The organism is Marinomonas sp. HM11-D (genome assembly GCF_057626615.1).
Map to the genome: position 1 here is coordinate 313,045 of NZ_JBMMKT010000003.1, position 20,570 is coordinate 333,614.

Annotated in this window: 17 protein-coding genes, 1 tRNA gene and 1 pseudogene; 4 read left to right on the top strand and 15 right to left on the bottom strand. The window is 47.2% G+C overall.

Features of this window, described 5'->3' with window-relative positions; genetic code table 11:
- Positions 1-6: 6 nt before the first annotated feature.
- From ACOSVP_RS05975 to ACOSVP_RS06030, 12 genes and pseudogenes are all read right to left on the bottom strand, one after another.
- Complete coding sequence (locus tag ACOSVP_RS05975; protein WP_487346578.1) at positions 7-1,665, bottom strand: ATP-binding SpoIIE family protein phosphatase; 1,659 nt, start codon at positions 1,663-1,665, stop codon at positions 7-9.
- A 12-nt stretch (positions 1,666-1,677) separates the two neighbouring features.
- On the bottom strand, positions 1,678-1,962 hold the full coding sequence (locus ACOSVP_RS05980; protein WP_487346579.1) for an STAS domain-containing protein: 285 nt from the start codon (positions 1,960-1,962) through the stop codon (positions 1,678-1,680).
- Positions 1,963-1,979: 17 nt separating this feature from the next.
- Positions 1,980-2,576: pseudogene (locus ACOSVP_RS05985) on the bottom strand (methyl-accepting chemotaxis protein); the annotation flags it as partial.
- Between the two features lie 1,225 nt (positions 2,577-3,801).
- A tRNA-Ser gene (locus tag ACOSVP_RS05990) sits at positions 3,802-3,896 on the bottom strand.
- A 123-nt stretch (positions 3,897-4,019) separates the two neighbouring features.
- Positions 4,020-4,820, bottom strand: coding sequence for a DNA adenine methylase (locus tag ACOSVP_RS05995; RefSeq protein WP_487346580.1), 801 nt, complete (start codon positions 4,818-4,820; stop codon positions 4,020-4,022).
- Positions 4,771-5,094 (bottom strand): Com family DNA-binding transcriptional regulator, encoded by a 324-nt coding sequence (locus tag ACOSVP_RS06000; RefSeq protein WP_487346581.1) that lies wholly within the window; start codon positions 5,092-5,094, stop codon positions 4,771-4,773. Before ACOSVP_RS06000 ends, ACOSVP_RS05995 begins: the two co-directional genes overlap by 50 nt.
- A 38-nt stretch (positions 5,095-5,132) precedes the next feature.
- Complete coding sequence (locus tag ACOSVP_RS06005; RefSeq protein ID WP_487346582.1) at positions 5,133-5,426, bottom strand: hypothetical protein; 294 nt, start codon at positions 5,424-5,426, stop codon at positions 5,133-5,135.
- A gap of 1 nt (position 5,427) precedes the next feature.
- Positions 5,428-6,105 (bottom strand): hypothetical protein, encoded by a 678-nt coding sequence (locus tag ACOSVP_RS06010; protein ID WP_487346583.1) that lies wholly within the window; start codon positions 6,103-6,105, stop codon positions 5,428-5,430.
- A gap of 3 nt (positions 6,106-6,108) precedes the next feature.
- A complete protein-coding gene (locus ACOSVP_RS06015) occupies positions 6,109-7,977 on the bottom strand; it encodes a phage head spike fiber domain-containing protein (RefSeq protein ID WP_487346584.1) in 1,869 nt (622 codons plus the stop codon).
- A 36-nt stretch (positions 7,978-8,013) separates the two neighbouring features.
- Positions 8,014-12,999, bottom strand: a complete 4,986-nt coding sequence (locus ACOSVP_RS06020; RefSeq protein WP_487346585.1) for a phage tail tip fiber protein — start codon at positions 12,997-12,999, stop codon at positions 8,014-8,016.
- Between the two features lie 2 nt (positions 13,000-13,001).
- The gene (locus tag ACOSVP_RS06025; RefSeq protein ID WP_487346586.1) at positions 13,002-13,511 is read right to left on the bottom strand and encodes a hypothetical protein; all 510 of its coding nucleotides are present in this window, start codon (positions 13,509-13,511) and stop codon (positions 13,002-13,004) included.
- Positions 13,512-13,513: 2 nt separating this feature from the next.
- Positions 13,514-14,065 (bottom strand): hypothetical protein, encoded by a 552-nt coding sequence (locus tag ACOSVP_RS06030; RefSeq protein ID WP_487346587.1) that lies wholly within the window; start codon positions 14,063-14,065, stop codon positions 13,514-13,516.
- A 105-nt stretch (positions 14,066-14,170) separates the two neighbouring features.
- Between ACOSVP_RS06030 and ACOSVP_RS06035 the strand changes: the two genes are divergently transcribed.
- Together ACOSVP_RS06035 and ACOSVP_RS06040 are read left to right on the top strand one after the other, a co-directional pair.
- Positions 14,171-14,773 (top strand): hypothetical protein, encoded by a 603-nt coding sequence (locus ACOSVP_RS06035; protein ID WP_487346588.1) that lies wholly within the window; start codon positions 14,171-14,173, stop codon positions 14,771-14,773.
- A gap of 12 nt (positions 14,774-14,785) precedes the next feature.
- A complete protein-coding gene (locus ACOSVP_RS06040) occupies positions 14,786-15,331 on the top strand; it encodes a hypothetical protein (protein WP_487346589.1) in 546 nt (181 codons plus the stop codon).
- A gap of 23 nt (positions 15,332-15,354) precedes the next feature.
- Here ACOSVP_RS06040 and ACOSVP_RS06045 read toward each other — a convergent pair whose 3' ends face one another.
- Complete coding sequence (locus tag ACOSVP_RS06045) at positions 15,355-16,101, bottom strand: phage antirepressor KilAC domain-containing protein (RefSeq protein WP_487346590.1); 747 nt, start codon at positions 16,099-16,101, stop codon at positions 15,355-15,357.
- Positions 16,102-16,103: 2 nt separating this feature from the next.
- Positions 16,104-16,505: a hypothetical protein gene (locus ACOSVP_RS06050; protein WP_487346591.1), complete on the bottom strand. Its 402-nt coding sequence runs from the start codon at positions 16,503-16,505 to the stop codon at positions 16,104-16,106.
- A 378-nt stretch (positions 16,506-16,883) separates the two neighbouring features.
- Between ACOSVP_RS06050 and ACOSVP_RS06055 the strand changes: the two genes are divergently transcribed.
- Entirely contained in the window at positions 16,884-17,090 is a 207-nt protein-coding gene (locus ACOSVP_RS06055; RefSeq protein ID WP_487346592.1) for a hypothetical protein, read from the top strand.
- Positions 17,091-17,504: a type II toxin-antitoxin system YafO family toxin gene (locus ACOSVP_RS06060; protein ID WP_487346593.1), complete on the top strand. Its 414-nt coding sequence runs from the start codon at positions 17,091-17,093 to the stop codon at positions 17,502-17,504. It begins immediately after the preceding gene.
- On the opposite strand, the gene ACOSVP_RS06065 is transcribed toward ACOSVP_RS06060, so the two are convergent.
- Positions 17,501-20,527 carry a hypothetical protein gene (locus ACOSVP_RS06065; protein WP_487346594.1) on the bottom strand — a complete coding sequence of 1,009 codons (3,027 nt, stop codon included), beginning with the start codon at positions 20,525-20,527 and terminating at the stop codon, positions 17,501-17,503. The genes ACOSVP_RS06060 and ACOSVP_RS06065 overlap by 4 nt on opposite strands.
- Between the last annotated feature and the right edge of the window lie 43 nt (positions 20,528-20,570).

Consider the following 20,570-nt stretch of genomic DNA (forward strand, 5'->3'; position numbering starts at 1 on the left):
AGTCCTCTAATAATCTAAAGTAACATGGGTAGTATTTGTTGTTTGATCATAGCTAAATGTATGACAAAGAGAAGTAATCAATTTCAATCCTCTTCCATAAGCTACGTCATCGCCCAAATCTTTTAATTTGTCTATGGCATAACCTTTGCCACTATCGCTTAAAGTAATAGCAAGTTTGTGAGACTCCATATCCCAGGCGAATTTCACCGCTACTTTATCGGTGGCGGTAATAGAGGCTTGCTTTACTTCTCGCATCGTAAGATAAGCGATAAAGTCTTCTTCTTTTAATTTAGACGGGATATGGAATATGCCATGATCCACTGCATTGACGAATAACTCAGTGGTTACTGTAAATGCTTTTTGGCAAAAATCTTTATGAAAGCCATACGTGCCCAGCAACTCAACTAGAGTGTAGGCAAACTTTTCATTATTTAATGCGCTACCCGTTAATTCAAAATCAAAACTGAAAGATCCAGGTAGTGGTTTGGCCTCTTCTTCAACTTGTTTAAGTTCTTCCCGTAATAAACTAAGATTTAAAACCGCCAACGTCATATCATCATGATCATTCAATTCGTTGGTGAAGTTTTCATAGCTATGCATGGTATCCAGCAAGCACTTAGGATTGCCCAAATTAGCGGCAATAATGTCGTAGGCTTCACTGAATAATAAACTACGGCCATCAATTACTTTATTTTCAATCAGACCATCACTAAACATCGCAATTTTGCTGACCTTGTCTAGATCAAAGACTTCCATTTTAGTGCTGACCATGTCGTCTGGCAGAATACCAATGGCTACATGGTTAGATGTCACCTTACTCAGGTTACCCTCATTATCAAACATCAGCACAGCCGGCATACCACCGTTCCAAATGCGTATGCTGTTATCTACTAAAGATAGCTCAAGTAACACTGCGGCGACAAAACGGTTCTGCGGAATACACTGGCTATGCTTTGCACTCAGCTCTTTTAGAATGGCGCCAAGCGACATACCTTTGGACACCATAGCCGCAAAAGTCGACACCATGGGATAAATCGTTAGCGCGGCAGCCATACCATGGCCGGTAGCATCCGCTAGCAAAACAATCAGATTACCATTGGGAGCTTTTGCCGAGAGCAGCATATCACCACAAAACCTGCCAGAAGAGCGAATGACTGTTTCTAAACCATCTACCTTAGTCGTATGTACTTTTAAGATATGGTTATAGACATAATGAGCCAGCTCTTCTTCTTGTTCTTTTTCGTGGGCAATGCGTTGATACATTTCATTGGCATCAAATAACGCACGCTCCGTCATCGAATTACGAATAAAACTACGCACACGGCTAGCAAGCAAAATAGGATGTACGGGTTTATTAATAAAATCCCGAACGCCTAAATCAAAAAACTCAGCCACACGATTCTGCTCGTAATCACCTGTCATTACCAAAATTGGCACTAATGGGTGACTCACGCGAAGCGCTCTCACTAATTCCGTCGAGTCTCCATCCGGCAAATGAACATCAAGCAGAAACAAAGCAATATCATGCTCGGGAATAAGCGCTTTGGCTTCCGCAATAGTCGTTGCAGTAACCGTATCAAGTCCCTGAGCCGATAGGGATTTAGAAACGATCAGGCGTGTACTAATATCATCTTCCAGAATTAGAACGCAGTTTTCTGATGACATAATAAGTTAGGCCTATTCGTATTCGAATAAGGTATGGAAGTTAGCCATCTCTAGAATATCTTTGGCGGTGCCCGTAACATTTCGAACAAAGCCTTTACCACCCACCGCACTAATTTTTCGGCGTAGCAAAACCATCATACCTAAGGCAGAGGAATCCACGTAGGTCACGCGAGAAAAGTCCAATACGATTAAGTTAGTTTTCGCTAAAGCTTGTTCGTAGGATTCAGTGAACCATTTATGGGTACTAAAATCGAAGCGTTCAGGGATACTGATGACGACAGGTGACTTCTGAGACATATGCTTTCCTAAAATCTTTAAAATAAATCGATGTCACCGCTGCCCACATCTTGTTGTGAGACAGGGTTATGACGTTCTTGGCTGCGAGCTTTGATTTTCTCAAGCTTATCTTTCATGACATTCTCAAGATCTTCAAAGGAAGTATTTTTAATACTTTCCAAATGCTCGCCAATAAATTTCAAGGTTTCGATGGTGTACTGGATATTTTGACGGTTAATATCGTCAAATTGCAGTCCGCGAGTGGCGGCAAAAATCGCATTTTCAATACCGCCCGCCAACGAATCCAACTCTGTTGTAACTTGAGCATCACTTTCCGCTTTTTGAACAATATGCTCTAGCACCTGCTGCATTTTGCGCTTCGATTCCATAATGTAGGTCACATCATGGGCGGCTAAACTTTCCATGGAAGTCGTTAACGCTGCCACTTGTGATTGGATCTTTTGCAATTGCGTTTGAATGGCAACACTGAAGCCAGCAGAACGATTCGATAGCGTACGAACTTCATCTGCTACCACGGCAAAGCCTCGGCCAGCCTCACCAGCGCGAGCCGCTTCAATAGCCGCATTCAGCGCCAATAAATTGGTCTGCTCGGCAATATCGTCAATATCTTTCAATGCTTTAGTCACGACCGGCATTTCTTCGTGGATTTCATTTACCTTACTAAGCAAGTCCATTGACTCTGCCGACATTTCAACTGTCGTATTAATAAAGCGATCCAGTGTCTTAGCCGTTTGATCGGCAAAACTCTGCATGACCTCACTGTGACTACGAGAACCGTCTTGGCTATCATTAATCAAAGAACGAATACACTCTTCCTGCTGTCGGATAAGACGGTGAGTGTCCTCAAATGAAGAGCTCAACAACTCAATAGCACTTTGCTGAGTGGTTAGAACATTATCTAAGTCAGCATTGCATACATTTAGGATAGGAATCAGTTCATCGTTGAACAGTCTTTGTGCTTCAGCTTTGTCTACATAGCTATCAGCATCGGATGTGAAACCATGCGCATCCAAGCTAGCTCCATTGTCGTCATCGGAATGGTGACGAGCGAGGAAAATCATTAAGGCCCCAGATAAAGCAAACACCAGTAATGCTGGCCAAAAATAGCCAGACAGACCCAGTACAGCAGCAACAATAACTGCAAAAATATGTATCAGAGACAACTTCAGCATAGAGACAATCCTTAGAGACCTTTTTCATAAGCGCCTAGTGCATCATGCAACTCGCACCTACAGCATTCGCGTTAACATACCTTTCAGAGCGATTATAAGGAAAAGTTGTTTCAATGCATCCATGGCTAACGAAACATTACAGTTACTAACTAATTAATTTGGCTCAATTTTCTGAAAAACACAACATAACGACTACAAAAAACTACGTAAGTCAGAATGCGACGTGAACCAAAAACATCCTTAAAACGTAGCGTTCGATTCATAAGAGTAGTTTAATATCGTGGGACTTGTTTAGATACCAATTAGAAAAATTTGGGCATTGAAACCATTGACCTAAATCAACTTCAAAAGAATTTATAAATTTTCCTTATCATACAAAGAAAGATTTGTTCAAGTTATGCACAGCAACAACTGAATCACATCTTAACCCTATGATTATTTCATTTGTGCAATTGCGTAAGCCTTAGACAACCATGGCCCTCTTAACCGAGCACTCAATACATCAGACACACCCACAAGAAGAACAGAACTCTCCTTATACGTCTTGATTTTAATAAGTGAAGCAGAGATTAGAATTGAAATATGAAGGGGCTAGAAACAGAAAAGCCGAGCTTGTGGCTCGGCTTCTGTTGTATGATTTTTGATTTAAAATCATACTTTAAAATTCTGGTAGGTCTAAGCAGACTCGAACTGCTGACCTCCACCATGTCAAAGTAGCTACACTTCAAGCGTAAGCTACTGAATTAAATAGAAAATACACCTCTCATAGTGGTGTATTTCACCCTCACTTGATGGCAATAAAATCAAAGACTTACAGGTCTATTGGAAACTCAAAAGCCGCTCTACAGGGACCATAGAGCGGCTTTGATTAGATTAATCATGTCACTAAAATAGTGCGTCCTGCCCTTTCCGATTTTCCTCAAAATCCCAGTTGCCGTAGATGAGTTCGACGCAGTCGGAGGCTTTATCGCTGCCACCCACTGTGTATTGGTAGTCGACTTCTTTGACTTTGAGATCTTTGAATACTTCGCGGATGTCTGGGTGGTCGTTGATGGAGATGATCATTTTGCCTTTGATCGTTTTGGCGAGCTCTGCCATGCGTTCGTATTGATCAAATTCAAACGGTACACCATAGCCCTCTGTCTCCCAGTATGGCGGGTCACAGTAAAACAGCGCATCAGGCCGATCGTATTTTTCGATCGTTTTTGCCCAGTCTAGATTTTCGATCGTGGCCGATGCCAGACGAAAGTGCGCGTCAGCAAGGTCTTGCTCAAGCGTGAAGATGTTAAAACGCGGTCGGGAGGTGGCAGAGGTGCCGAACGTTTGTCCCTCAACTTTACCACCAAAAGCCAGTTTTTGAAGATACAAAAAACGTGCGGCGCGCTGAATATCAGTGAGTACATGCGGCGGGGTCTCCTTTAGTGTTTTCCAGTGTTCGCGGCTTGTTAGTGTCCATTTGAATTGCTTGTACAGCTCTTCAAGATGGTGCTTTACCACTCGATATAGATTGACGAGTTCGCCATTCACATCGTTGATAATTTCCGCTTTTGATGGCTCTTTTAAGAAGAAGATCGCCGCCGCACCGCAGAACGGTTCGACATAGTTTGTGTGTGCTGGGAACAACGGCAGAATATGCTCAGCGAGTTTCCGCTTGCCCCCGATCCATGGAATGATTGGTTTTGCCATGGTCTGGTACCCCATGAGTGGGGCTCGTGGCCCTCTCATTTAGGAAAGAACAGCGCGGGCATTTGATCTCAATTGAGACAAATATGCCTCGCGCTAATAGTTTATTGCATCGTTTGCATCGTATTTCTTGCATTGTGAACCTACTTAAAAAACTGTAGACTCCCGCCCGCTGCGCAGCAGTGGGAGAGCCTTGGGTTGGTTCACGTAGCCTGGTTACGTGCTCTGACGGCTTGGCCGGGCTGGTACTCTGGCTAAGTCGCTCTTTCATTACCATCGAGCCCGCTCAGTCATTTTGATTGAGCGGGTTTATTTTTAATACGTCACACCTTCTTTGGTGTAGTTGAAGTGCATCCAGCCGAATAGCCGGACTAGAACAAAGAACAGGACGGCGACTGGGTATGCAACTAGCCGCCAGTACCATGCGAGCCGGGAAGCATCCCGAAGCATTGCGCGGACAAATTTGTAGTCGCATTCAAAGCGGCGCACTTCGTCGCCGCCTTCTTTGTAACCTACATCGTGCTTATCGCAGCTAGCTTCATTCCACCAGCCAAAAAAAAGCCACGTTAACCAACGTGGCATCCAGCTTGGTCCGCAACCATTGGGCATGTTAGACCTCCAGTTTGACGTTTGCGATTTGCTGTAGGGCATCGGCGGCAAAGCAGTCGAGGCTTTCAAGTGTGCGCACGGCGGCTTGGCGGGCTAGGAATTTCTTCTGGTAGTCAGCGCCGATCAGTGCAGCAACGGTCTTGGCTTCATTGATTGTCATGACGTGTTCTTTGCGCTTGGCGTCTGTCACTGTGAACTCAGTCAGTCCAGCAAATTCGGCCAACTCAACCCCGCCCTTTATCTTGTTTGCGGAGGCTTCCCCGCCCTTCCATGTATTGCCGTCATCATCTGTGACGTCTTGCACATAGATCAATTCAGCTTGGGCTTTAATTTCAACGATTCGCTCTTTTCGGAGCTTATCCGCCTTGCGGTAGATGGCTTGGATAGGCTCGTTTTCTTCACTTGGATACCAGTAGCCTAACACCGCGCGGGCTTGCTCTTCGGTTTCAAAGCGGTAGCAGTAGGTTTTCACTCCTGAAAATACTGTGTGGTTCGCTTTTGGGTCACATAAGGGGAATTCTGGATAAAACTCTGTATCAATAAAAAACACACCATCCAGCTTTTTTTCAAAATTGACCAGTTCATCAGTAGGATTGCCGTTCTCGTCTACTGCGTATGTTGTTACATAACCTGAATCAGAAGGTGTATAGATAAGTTTTGGGGCTTGTATTTGTCTCACTTTTTATACTCCTGTAATTGCTATACAGTCTTCTGCGGAAAGCGCTACTGGGTAGACGTCTGCGAATGAGATTGGGGCGTTCCAGTGACTAGATGAGCTCGCCAGATGGTATCCAATGCCACAACTTTGCACCGATGACGGAACATTGGAAACAACAGTGCTACCAATATATGTGCCATTAACATATAAACTAAATGTTACACCTGAATCGTTTTTTTCATAACTTAGCGCAGCTTTTAAAACATCACCTTGTGTAACAATTGTATTAGGTGAAAATGATACCGCCCCATTAACTCTTATTTCAGCAAGAAATGCGTAGGATGACGAAATCCTAAGAGCTATGTAATCAGTGTTTAAGCTCCCGAAGCTTATAGCTCGGTTGAAATTTTTATAAAGAGGAACTTCTCCACACACAACAATCGTGCCAGCGTTATCGTTTAGCAGGCTTGGTCGGGTTAGGAAGTCAGGATCACGAGTGGCTTGTGAGGCTTCTGTTTTGATGTAGGAGGTCTTGGCTCCCTTATTTATCTGCCATGCTGTAGCATATATACCAGAAACGCCATCCCCTGCATAAGACGCTATAGATAATGAAGGTGCAGGTCTAATCCTACTAATTAAGTTTAGAGAGTCGTCAGTAATAGTAGATGTTATAGAAATCTTAAATCCATTGCCTATTTTTTCTATGGAATAGCCATCTAGCAAGTCTTCTCGGTCTACTACGTAAGATCCGTCAACTAAATTTATAAAAATCCCAGTCCCTGTTACTCCACCTGAAGCAAGGTAGTGCCTTAAGTATACGTAATCATATCCCGCCCTCTCGACTATAGCCGATGAGGTTATCTTATCCCCATTAGAGTATGTAATGGGGTTATTAGAGCCTGTGGCATCTAAATAATGGGTTCCAGTATCCGCCGTAGAGGGAATAATTTTTGTCCTCCCCCCTATACCAGTACCGTACCCGCCGAAAGGTTCGTATTTACGTTCTTGTATCCCATTGTATGATATCCCTGCTTGAGATAAGTCTTCACTATTGAGTTTAAAGTTCTCACCAGCACCCTCACTCAAAAAACCTTTTGCTACACCATTCTTGAATACAATTCGCGGCTCATCTGTCGCAACCGTTTCAATCTGATCAAAAATATTCCGACCAGTAGCATTACCAATTCTTGTAAATGTAAAAGCATCAGACCAATTCTTATCGACTAAACCATTGGCTAAGCCATCATAAATACGGTAACGCTGATTTACGAAATCAAGCGACATTACCGGCGGCACACTCGGCTCAAACCGAATATTACTATTCGTGGTATCCAGCTGCTTAATCGTGGCTCCTACTTGAAGCAGCGCACCGGGTGTAGTGTCTTCGCCGTCGGCGGTTTTGTTGGCTAGCAGGTCGTTTACGTCCGATTGCTGTTGTGCAAGTTGGCTGTCGAATGTTTGCTGGTTGGCGGCACGCTGCTCGCTGGCCAGTCGCGCTTGCTTTGGCATGGAGTTGATGGTGACAGGATCACCGCCCACGGGTGTGAGGGTGATGTCTGCGTCGATTACGCCGTAGTCACGCATAGCGGCATGGGTTTGGACGGCGTAGTCGTTGGTTTCTTGTAGCTGTTTGATTACAGACAGTTCACCGCCTGCGATCGGGACGATCTGCGCTGGCTGGGCGGTGACGTTTGAGCCATCCCAGTTGCGCGCAAGCGTGATTGTCGTAACGCCGTTTACGTCCTGTGCGCTGACGCTTTGGATTTCGGCGCGGTATGAGCCGACATCGAATGACCAGCCCGCCTCGACGTTGGCTAGGTCATAGCCGCCCGGCACGGTAACGAGTTTTGAGCCGTTGGCCACTGTGACCGACGGCAATTGAATCCAAGCCATAAATGCTCCAATAGATTTAAAAGAGAGAAAGAGTGATTAGGCGTAACCGCCGATTACGCCGCGAACCTCAAAAAAGTTGCAGTAGGATTCGCGGCTATAGCCACGAAGCACGATCATGATTTCACCAGTTAAACGGGCATCGTAGGTACCCACCGCAGTGATGCCACCCGCCAAGCCATTAGCAAGACAGCCAAACTGTTGTTGATGGATGCGAGTTCCGTTTTTATAGATCTCCACGCGAGCCAGCAGGCCTGATGTTTTTGTGCCCGCAGAGCTGGATGTCCCATCGCGTGAATCCACCGCAAAATGCAGACTAAAAAACGGTTTATAACCATCGCTCTTACCGCTGAGCGTGACATAAAGTCGCTTGATTTCGACAAAGTCGCCGGTTGCATACTGAAAGCCAGGTGACACCCAAGTAGTTCCAGATACACTGACAGCCTGCGTGATGTTTACGCCGCCATAGATAGAGTTCGCATAAAGCGTCCCGCGCACTGTGGCACTGTTGAGCTCCACAGATCCGTTTTGACGTAACCTCCAACCACTTGAGCCATAGACATAGTTATCGGACTGCAGGTCGCCGGTGATGTTGGCATTACCAATCTGCAGGCTGGCCACATCCAAGAACTGCGCTTTTAGGCGCCCAGTGAAGTCCGTTACCTGGTTGCCATAGATGTCGGTGATCTTGGTAAACGAGACAGAGCCCAATTTACCCTGATCGATCGAGCCATTTTTTATAAAGGCCTGATTGATAAAGACATCATTGCCATCGATGACAAAGGGCGTTTTGGTACCGTTCCCCGCTTTAAACTTAAAGCGATCGGCTTGGGCGATGATTTCACTACCGCTGGTACCGACGTTTAGAAAGATACCCGCCAGCTGCTCTGCGACTGTGGCCAATAGTGTTGCGGTGGCGATGGCACGCCCACTGGCGTTGATCGCGGTTTGCATGAGATTGAGCACTTGCGCCTGTGTGACGTTGCCATCCTCATCCGTGACGGTGATGCTGGCTTTCTCCAAGGCCTCACTGATTGGCCGGTTGCCCATCCATGTATTACCCGCCGCCTCACATAGCACAGCCGTTTCGTGGCTAGTTGGGTTACCATCGGCATCCACACAGTAACCAATAGCGGTACGCTTGTACTCCTGCAGTTCTGCGACCGTTTCCCCCAAAGAGGAAACCAGCTCCTGCAATGACTGAGCAAAGGTCTGATCCTGATTCGAGAGCGTGGTGAGCTGCTGCTCTACAGATGACTTATTATCCTCGTATTCAGACTGCAGAGCGGTCGTCGCTTCGACTTGGGCTTTATCAGCATCCGTCAGCACTTGAATATCTTGCTGATAGATTGCTTTTTGCTCGTTGAACTCAGTGGAAAGCGTGTCCGTGCGGCTTGCCAATGCTTGGTAGTCCGTTGCATTAGCCTCTGATTTAGAGTTAACCAGAGCCACCGAGTCATTGGTCTGTTGACCTTCACGAGCGGCCCTTGCTGCGTCCAATGCGTTCTGCAACGCTGAGCGCTTGAGCTGATTGATCGAGGAGATGCTTTGCTCGATCGTGCCGTTTTGCGCGTCCAGATCCTGACGCACTTGCGTCATGGAGGTATCGACCTTTGATTGCACAATCTGGCTGATCGTCGACTCAGCACTGTCGATCCATAACTGTGCGGCATTGGCTTTTTCAACAGTGCCATCTTCGGCTAATTGCTGAAGCGTTGCAGTGATGCCATAGGTACTGTTAAAGCTGTCCAGCTCCTGTTGCACATCGCTGATGGTGACACTGTTTTCTTCGTACCAAGTGGCGGTGACAAAGCTAGTAAGCTGACCGTTGATAGCATCTAACTCTTGCTCGGCACTGGAAACGCGCCCCTGCACCCCCTCTAATGCTGCTTGCGCAGCGGTACGCTTACCCGCCTGCACCGAGTGGATGCGGTACACATCCGCCACAGTAGCTCCTAGCAGTATACGAAGACCGGTTATCGTATTGCCTGAGTAGTCGGCATTATTCCCTAGATCAACGGTGATGGTGTATTGCTGGCCGTCGTCGTTGATCTCGGTGATCGATGCCTCATGCTCAGACGTGTAACCATGGCTAGCCGTAGACCAACGCAGCTTACCCGCCCACACTGCCCCCGCATCACGGGAGATAACCAGCTGGATCACTTGGTTATCCGCGCCGCTGTAATCCATGTCCGAGGCGATATCGCCAAGGGTCAGATCAAGCCATGCGCCGGTGTTGTAGTCGGCGGTACCGTTTTGTGCTGTCCAGCCGTCTAAACCAGTGTTGAAGTTAGTTACGTAGGCGGGCTGGATCGCGGCGATCGCACCGGCTACGGTTTCATTCAACTCGGTGTAGGTCACACGGGCATTGATAGAGCCTGCTTGTAGCGTAAGCTGAGACTCCGCATCGGTTAGTCGCTGCTCAGCCGTCGTCAGTTGCTGGGCTTGCAGTTCGATTGTGGCGTCGACACCGTCGATACGCTGACTGGCTTCGGTAAACTTGCCGTCCGTGTATTGGTAAGCAAGGTTACTGATGGCACCCGTTTCAGGATCAACCGACACCACGGCATTAATAATGGTGGCAAAGTCGTCGTCGCGGGCTTCGATCTCTTGCTTGAACTGAGCCGCTTTAAGCGCAGCGTCCAGCATTTGCGCACGAGACGCTTGCTGATTTGAGTCGATCGTTAACCAGCGCGCCTGTTGATCGATATTGATCTGCTCAATCTCGTATTCAATCGAAAGATCACGATCCTTCAATTGATTAAGGGCCATCGCCACAGAGTCAACTAGCGTGGTCAGCTCGTCGTAGGTTGCATCGCCGTAACCAAACGAGTCGTAAGACGCCACCGCCACGTAGTAAACGGAATCAGGCTGAAGGCCATCGACCACCACGGACAAGGACTCACCGCGATAAACATTGTTCGCATCGATCAATGTCACTGGGTCAATGGTCGACACCCACACCCCAATGCCCGTCGCGTTGCTTGGACGCGAGACAGTGAAATGCAGGGAATCAGACGACGCCGTCATACTGTACGTCGGCGCAGCGGGCTTAGGTTTGGCGATGGCCAATGATGCATACGCACCAGGCTGACCCGCTTTGTTTACACCAGAGACCCTAACCTCAAACGATCGAGGGTAGCCAATAGATTGAAAGATCTCGTTACTGATCGTGATCGTTTCGACCGCAACGCTGGTGATGTACAGGCTGACATTATTGGTCACATCAAACAGTTCGACATGATAACGGCCAAGCTCATCAGACGTGATTGGATTCCAGCTTAGAGTAAGGTTTTCACCAAACTCACCTACTTGATGTAGGTTTGAAATAATCCCTGTTAGCGGTTGCGCAGTAGAAAACAGTACCTGAGCTGGATCACTGCGAGTGATGCTGTTGCGAGCTCTTACACTAGCTGCGTACACGTCATCTTGAAGAAACGGCAAAGTTACACGCGGCTGATAGCCACTAGTCCAAGAGCTAGACACTTCGACGATTGACTGAAATACCTGCTCACCATCGCTTGAGCGGAACACCTCCACGGCATAGTCATGCACAAATGCGCTGGCAGACTGAGGCCAAGTTAGAGTGCCGGCGCTTTGCTCATTCCACTCACGTGGTACAAACGAAAGACCAGCAGGCGCAGGCAAAAAGCGAGAGTCAGAGACGTTAGGCTTTGTCGCACCGTACTGATCCGGTAAATCAATCCATGGAAAAATGCTCGGGTCGTACGCCGCAAATTCAAACGAAATTGAACCGTCAGCAGACAAGGTGCGCGAAGAAACACGCCATAGCATGCCGTCATTTAATCCAGGCACATCCATAACAACCAGATCGCCACAACGAACCTTAATCATCCATGGCTGACCATCAAACGCTAGCTGACCACCTAAACGACTTTCAAGCAGTGCTTGGCGTGCGATATCAAGGGCTTGGTAGCGATTTGTACAGGAATCGACTGTTAGGTCTGCGTGAGACTCTTCCCAGTTATCCTCCTGAAGAAACGCTTGATACTCTGCGTCGTCAACTGGGTAAGTCGCCTCATTCTTACGCCATTCAGAGTCTGGATCGATGTATTTAACCGTGACTTTGTTGTAGCGATCACGCGCACCGTTTGGGTTGCGGGCAATATCGCCGATGATGTCATCGTAAGTGATGGTATGGTTCGGTGCTGCATCGTTTTGAATGATGTAACGCCACTGACCACCCGTTTGAATCAGAAATGCACGGCTTTCACTAACAAGTCGCTTAATATTTTCAAGTGGTGGCTGACCAGTATCAACTACCGTATTACATGCAAAACGCTTAACCTGAATGCCGCTATTAGATCGGCTTTCATAAGTTTCATCGGCAATATTGGCAGACTGAATGAACGAATCCACGTCCACTAAATCAGGATCCATACCAACGCCATAGGCGGTTGAGCAGAAGTAATCCAGCACAACTAAGGCATGGTTATCACTAAAGCCAACTGTACTCGTGCGCGGATCGTAAAGTAGCTTGCCGTCTAACACGGACTCAAAGTTTGGCAGTCCAGAATACTTGTCTTTGTCGTACTCATATCGCACTGCACAGTATGCAATACCTCGCAAGCGGTGCTGACTCGTCCACTCATTTAATTCAGCAACAAAGTCCGCGTCGGCTTCCTGATCGTAGGTACCAGAATGGAATGTGTAACGTAACTTCTCAGCATATTCACTTGCTGGCTTATCTGAGATAGTAACATCACGAATCCCTTGCACTGGGCCTTCGCCCTGCACCAATACTGAGTTTAGGTATTTATTATTTTCTCCGGTGCTGCTTAATCCAACTCGCGTACCACCAACGCGCATAGTGCCGTAGATAACAGGGATAGACGCTGATGAAGAAGGCTTATTGACCGTTGTGCCTTGCTCTGGCTCTTCCGGCTTAAGTAGACCACTTACCCAATCACTAGTTACCTTGAAGCCATCGTAGGTGCCACCTACTACTCCAAATGTTAGGGTGCCAACAATGCTTTTAAATGCACTTTTTAATGAGAAGCCCATAACTACCTACCCCAACGGATATCTGCCGTTTCTTTACCGGCGAATTCAAAGCCCATATCGCCAGGATACTGCTGTGCTTGTGAATCTGTGTTTGTGGTGCGGCCACGCTTTTGCTGCCAGTAGATGATATTGGCACTGGCCGTGACTTTGATTTCGTAACCATTCTCAGAGTCGTTGGCCTCGTACTCGACCATGCGACCTTCGAAAATCTTGTGGAACTCTTCGGATCCGTCGTCCCAGATGTATTGGCGGTAATAGCTCAAACGCTGGTTTAGGTAGTCATCCGCATAAAATGACGCAAGCACCGGATCATTTGGATCGGCAATATTTAGGGTGACATCCATATCATTAGTGGTGATCTCGAGAGTTTCCTCGACATCACTAATACCGTCCTCAGCCAGATATCCGGTTGGCACATAATCCACACCGTTGTAATTAACAGAAACGCCACCATCGGTCAGAGCCATGGAGCCATTTTTAAAATTCAGTTTGATCAGGTTGCGGATAATCATGGCTATAGCTGCTCTTCAAAACTGGCTGAGACTTTGGTGAGTGGACCACTGCGCTTATAGGAAATGTCGTCATCCATGCGCGTACAGGAAATGGCGACGGCATTTACTTGAATCTGCTCAGCGGCCAGCACTCGCTGGCGTAGCGATGGGTAAATGGTGTGGACAGAACCGGAGACAGAGACGACTCGATACACCTTGGGATGGCTAGCAAAGCGCACATAATGGCCGATCGTTAATGAGCCATTACCCACAAAAGAAAGCTGATTGAGACCAGCATTAACCGTGCTCATAACAGACCATGAGCCATTAGCATCTGGGTGATAACTGCGCACTGGGTGAATGATGTCCGCCTGCTCGCTCTGCCCCTTCATCGAATCTAAAGCAGCCTCAACGTCACAGGCGCGATCGTCCAGCATGCTTGGCCATGACACATCCAGCTCCCAGCGCTGTTGCTCCAGGTTACGAACCACTTTGCGGCCGGAACGTGATCGAGTAACGACAGTCGGATCATTTGAGGTGATCGACACCTCACATTCATCTAGATATGGAAGCATCACCACCTCGCAGGCATAAAAAAACCCGCTCGATGGCGGGTTGTGATTTGGTTAGTTTGGTTCTAACATCCAAGACCCAATAAACAATTGATCAAGGATGAAATTATGAAAAAGGCATTAATCGCTCTATCTGCATCAACGCTAATGCTTACTGGCTGCGCTTCAATGGTGGATGGCATGGACAGTTTTGCAGGCATGGGCAACTTAGACATCGATCACAATGAATTTGACGATGCTACCGTTGTCACCCTGAGCCCTGACTCTCTTTATAATCCTGAAGCCAGCATGTTTGACCCAGTTGTAACGAAATTAGGGGCAAAATGGTCTAGCAAATCACCCGATATCGTCGGCATTACTTTGCTTGATTCCTCTAACTCTGGTTCAGGCAATGCTTATACTCGCTTTGATAGCCTTTCTATTAAAGTAAATGGCGAGATCAAGGAGTACAAAACAGGGAGAACAAGCCTAAATAACTCAGGCTATAACCAAGTGGTCAACACCATCTTCACATCAAGCGAAGCGGTTGCTCTTATCCCACTCTCTGACTTTAAAGCCATGCTTTCAGCAAATAGCTGTCAGCTTAAAATTGTACGATCAGAAGGCTATGAGCTTGCCGACTGCACAAAAGACCGCATACCTGGCGGAAAGAAAACAGCCATCCTAGGCTTCCGAAATATGCTTTCAGAAATTAGCAAAGTTAAAAATTAGCAGGATAGCCAAATGAACAATATAGATGAAGTTGTTACCTTTTTGGCTAAAGCTCAAAACACTGGCGAGTATGTTGAAATCTTGTATTTAGGTGGCTCACAACCAGAAACCATTAGAACAATTTTCCCTATCGAAATCGGATATACAGACGTTCTTGCTGACTGTATAGATACAAATAAAAAGAAACTCTTTACCTTAGAGAAAATCAAGACCAATACTTCTGGTAAACCTAAATATGACAGAACGCTATCATCACCAGATACATTAGAGGAGTATTTGGATGATCATCAGAACTCAATTCACAAAGCGTTAGACAATAAAGGCATAGAAACCTCAAACAGAAACAATGAAGTCAAAGGCTTTATAAGGACATCTAACTCTGAGCTTAAGCCGAAGCGCGGAAAAGTCGACGTCTTTCGGATCTACTCAGATTTATATGACCCTGACATTATTTACGTTTGGACTAGGTTTCCCATGCAAAACCGAACAACACATTTACAACAATTAGAATCGATAGTTATTAGTGCCATCAACTCAATAAAGTTACCAGATATGTAGCGCCCCGTAGGGCGCTTTTTTGGTTAATGCAATTTCGGGTGCTCTTGATCCCACAGGGCTTTGAGCTTGGTTAGCCCTTTTCCTGTCACGACGGTGGTGACGGATTGTTTTAAACCATGCTCTGGGTGTTGAAAGTTACCAAGCTTCACGTTGAGTAAGCCTTGGTTGATTTTCTCTTGATATGGCTCGTTTCGTCGTGAAATCCAGCCGACACTGCGGAGAAAGTCGAAAAGACGACGCTGGCCAGTTCCTATGATTTTAGCAGCTTCAGCCACACTGATGGTGTCAGGTGCCCGTTGAACCTGTTCAGCAAATAATACCTTAGGTTCGTACTCTTGCACTTTGGCTTCTAGGGCTTGACGCTCTTGCTCCAGTTTTAGGCGTTGTTCCTCTGACTCCATGGCGAGGCGCAAAATATCCATCTTGCTGAGCTGGGTCATGTCTGGCGTTTGTGCCTGCAACTGGTCGCGCATATCAAAGAAGGCTTTGACCAAGCGTTTCTTAAATTGCTTCACCGTTTCATTGTTGCGCATATAGGTTAGCAATAGCGTTGCTTGCTGTTCGTTTAGAACTGCGAACTCAGTTGGGCGCCCTGCACCTGAGTTTGAATTCTGGATTTCAAATCCAATATTGCCAAACTCTTCAAAATCGCTGGCGTTCTGGCGAACCAATTTAATAACGGTGGCGTGAGGATTGCCCACACCTTCGGCGATCGCTAACGATGTGGTGACCGGGCAACCGCTTTCTGATTTCATAACTAATGCTTGCATGGTTACTCCTCCAGTTTTTCGATTCGATCACGACGCGCGGCGATTTCGTCCCATTGCTGTTGGGCTTGCGCTAGGTCTAGGTAAACATCACAGAATGATGTAGCTTTGCTCAGTTGCTCTTCAAGGTAGCTAAAGAAGCCTACCCAGTGTCCTTTGGTGGGCGTTTGGTCTTGAAAGTCGATATCACCTGCGATATGCCCAAGCAATCCCGTCCCTGCTAAGCTGGGATCGGCTTGAATTTGCAGTAGGTAACACGCGGCAAGCTTGCGGCCATTGGCACAAGCTAGGCGGTAATTATCGGTGTGAGGTACATCCCAGTTGGATTCTGGGGCGTTTGCTCCAAGGTGTGAAGCGGACAAGCGAAAACGCTTGTTAAGGGTCGGTGTCTTACCTTTAGTGATCATCTTGATCCCCTTACATTTTTCTGAATTTGCCCAATAGCTGATTGGGTGTCAGGAGGTTCAGAACGGCTGTAAGAAACCGCGAGTAGCTTTCCCCGAAGGTGTTGTATGACTACTGCCCTCCCGACATAACAGGAGTGCTGCCCATAAATTTTGGGCATAAAAAAGCCAACGCTGACGGGGTTGGTTGCTCATCCGCTTACAAGAGGTTCTGACGCCTCAAAGCGGATAGTAGATCAGGAAAAGCGAGATTGCAAATATCAATCTTTACTGCTTGCACATTGTTTCAATTGAACACAATTTAACCTTCTGGTAGATTTGCGCCCTACTCGAGTTAATGCAATACTAAAAACTCACTAACGCAATACTAATGGTGATTTTATGACTACTGCTACGCTATCCAGAAAAACGCGAATCACTGCGAAGCATAGACCCACAGCGCGACATACTTTTGTACGCGGCCCCCATCGTGAGCACGCAGATACCGTTGCCTTCGATGCTCGACTTGTTCGCTCTGCTTCTAAGTCAGCTGGCGAGTTCTACAAAGAAGATCGTGAATACGACAAGGACTCTTGGGTTTCAATATAGATGGATGTTTCTGTTAAGATCCATCCTGATCTTTTATCGAACCCAAACCTCACTCCCGAAGAGCAAAGAGAAGCTAAGGCGTATTTTATTCACCTTGCGAAAGAGCTCAAGCGCTACAAAACTACCAAAATCAAACCACCTTGTTTTGGCAAAGACAAGCCCAGCGAAAGACCTGATGATGTCGTAAGAGAGCATATCTGGCACCTCCATATAGCCACGTCTGATAACGTAAACTCCACAGATTGGAGAATGCATCGTACATCCGATACTTTTTTGATCTACTGCATTGGTAAAGATCCAAGCAATTTATGCATCCTTGATCTAGTCGATCCACCCGCTCATCCTAGGCTTGATGACCTTGACTGCCAGAAGAGATGGATCAAACAAGCTCGTTATTTTCGAGATCATTTCTAAGAAACACCCTTGATCTTCCCTGCGTTTCGACCAGCTTCCAGCCCGACAGCAGAGTAAACTGCGCGTTGGCCTTGTCGAGTACTGATCACTCCTAATACCATAGAACCAATGTTTTGGCTGATCTCTTGAGCAATCTGCTGTGGCGTGCTGTTCGTTTCTGCAACCTGCACCGTCACATCACTAACTGATATGTGATAGTGAACATCGCCACTTGCATTAACCCCAGATTCCTCAGAGCCACGCGACAATGTCAGATTGTTCCGATGCCTTGGATCACTCTCTGTTAACACTTCCTCGCCACGCAAAAGCACGGTTGGCACTTCGTTTTGCGCTAGCTGTTGCGAGAAGTTATCCGAGTCATACCCGGCGATACCACCTGTGTGGTATGACTGGCTATTTACCCCTGCAATCTGCTCAGCACCAAAAGCAACTACGGCACCCGCAGCGGCCACACCCAATGCAGGACCAACATAAGGTATACCAGCCATAGCATTATAAGCAGCCATTGCACCTTCATACGTGTCCAGACCGATGTTATAAATTGCAGCCGCTTTACCTATTGCTGCTAGCGTCTCGTTTTCACTTTGAGCCATACCAACAAAGATATTGGCAAAATCACGTTGCGATTGAATCCTTGCCGCTAATTCGGCCTTTTTTATCTCAGACTGCTTCTTCTCTGAGTCCTCGGTTATCTTTGTTGAAATTGTTGCGTATTCTGACTGAGAGATAACGCCCTCTGCCTGATATTTGCGTAACTGGACTAACTCATCAACCAGTCGCCTTTCTTCAATTTCTAGTGCAGAACGACCAAGATCTTTATATTGCCCAAGAATATTGTCTTTATACTCTTTAAAGGCCCGCTCCTTTTCAGCGAAAGACTGAGAAGCAAAACTCATAACGCTTTTATCGAAGCGATCAGTCACTCCAGTGTCTTGCATGAACTGCAAAATACGCTGTTCGTGCTCAACTCTAAGTTGCTCCTCTTTAGTGAACTGACTTGAAAACATCGACTGCCGTTTTTGAAGAGCGGAATATAATGCAGCGTTCTTTGCTAATTCATATCTTTCAAACTCGGATTTTCTTAATTGTTTTGCTTCATCTTCAGAGATTTTCTCAGCTTTGAGAGCATCCTTAATGACATCAAGATTCTTGCGATGCGCCGCGTCGCGAGCTTCAGCCAAAGATAAAGAGCCCTGCCTAATCACTTCAAGATTAGAAAGCATCTCCTGAGTAACGATACTCTTTCGGATCGTTGCTTGCTGAGTAGCCTCAACGGTTTTACGTCGCTCTATTTCGGCAAGAAGAATGGCTTCTTTTTCTGCCAATCCACTCTGTTTTCCTGAGTAAAACTCAAGCTGTTTCTTTGCCATATGATCAAAACCACGAGACATGGCTATCGGATCACTCATGTCAGGGCGATTTTCTAAGTCATCTATGGCTGAGCCAGTAGCCACTAACTCACCACGTACAGACTTAAGCATTTCCTCAAGGTCTGTTGCGCTTGATGATTTAAAGGATTCGCTTAGCTCTTCGTTGCTAGCCGTCAGGGCATTAAAACCACTGGCTGCTTGGCCAGAGGTCATATTTAGCATGGCTATCGTTGAGATACCCATGGTAAGCAAACCGATCGGGCCACCCAGAAAGCTCATTGCAGCACCCAATCCACGAGTAGCAATGGTGCCAGCTCGCACGGTGGTGTTATACAGCGTCTGAGCACGGGTTAGGCTTTTGGTTGATGTCTCTACGTTCTTTTTGGCTCGATCCAGTGCTTTGGTGTTATCCGTAGCGGACTGAATCGCGGCACCGTTTCGGCGCACAGCGGCTTCGTAAGCTTCCTCGGCTTTCGATGTTCTCGCGGTTGCGGCCGTGAGATCGTCTTTGGCCTTTTTCAGGTTGGCTTCTGAGCGCTGTTTGTTTTGGCTTTGCAGCAATGAAAACTGCATTTCTTGTTCTGCCGCTGCGAGCTTTTGTTGTGCTGCTGTCTGAGCTGCTCGGGCGCTCGCCAGGGACGCTGCGCTAGCCTGTTCACTGGCGGCGGCTTCACGGCGCTTTTCAGCGATCGACGCTTCATAGGCAGCACGCTCTGTGGTGAGCTTTTGCTGTGCATTCGCAAGACCTGCTTCAGCTTCTGCTAGGGTTGCCGCGGCATTCTGACGAGAAGCGATCATGTCGGCGTATTTGGCCTGAGTCGATGCAACGAGCGAGCTCACGACACGGCCCATGTACACAGAACCCACTAGCGTGCCCGCTGTGGCCATGCCATCCAGCATGTTTGATACCGCATTGCCATCACTGGCAAAGGTGTTAAAGCGTTGACTGATGGCTCTTACAGTGGGCTCAAACTCTGCCGCCAACTGCATAGACAGTGTGCGGCTAGCGTTTTGCATGATGTTGATCTCGTTGGCGATGTTGCCAAGTCGAACCGCATCCACTTGAGAGAGCACCTTGTTAGTATCGACAGCCTCTTGCTGTAACTCGCGCAGGCCCTCTGCATTGCCACGCAGAGCCGGCAACAAGGAAACAAGGTTATCGCCGCCCAACTGGTCCAAGTACACCCGGGCACTTGCATCGCTGACCCCTTCTAGCTCTTGGGCCACTCGGTATAGGAGCTGATCAGGGGCAAGGTCGGCAAAGTCTTTGGCATCTAGGCTTAGCGTTTCAAAAAAGTCAGCCGCCTCACCTGTGCCAATCTGTGCAAACTCTTGAACACGAACCGACATATCCTGCAGGATCGCGTTCATGCTCTCGCCATCGACACCAAACTTGCTGGCGGCATATTGCAATGCAGTGATGACTTCGGTAGTCGTATTAAGTCGGTCTGCTGCTAATAGAGAAGACTCTCCCATCTCTGCCATTTCTGAAGTAAACGCCACAACACCCACACCACCTAAAGCGGTCGAGATCACTCCCGTTGCCGTTAACGCTGTTTGGCGTAACTGCCCCAGTGATGAAGTCACGGAGTTAAAAGCCGCGCGGGTGCGGTCGCTTGCCGTTAGGACAAACTCATGGCGTGTTTCTGTCATTGCTTTGCAGTGCCTCTTCGATGACGTTCATCGCGCGAATAAA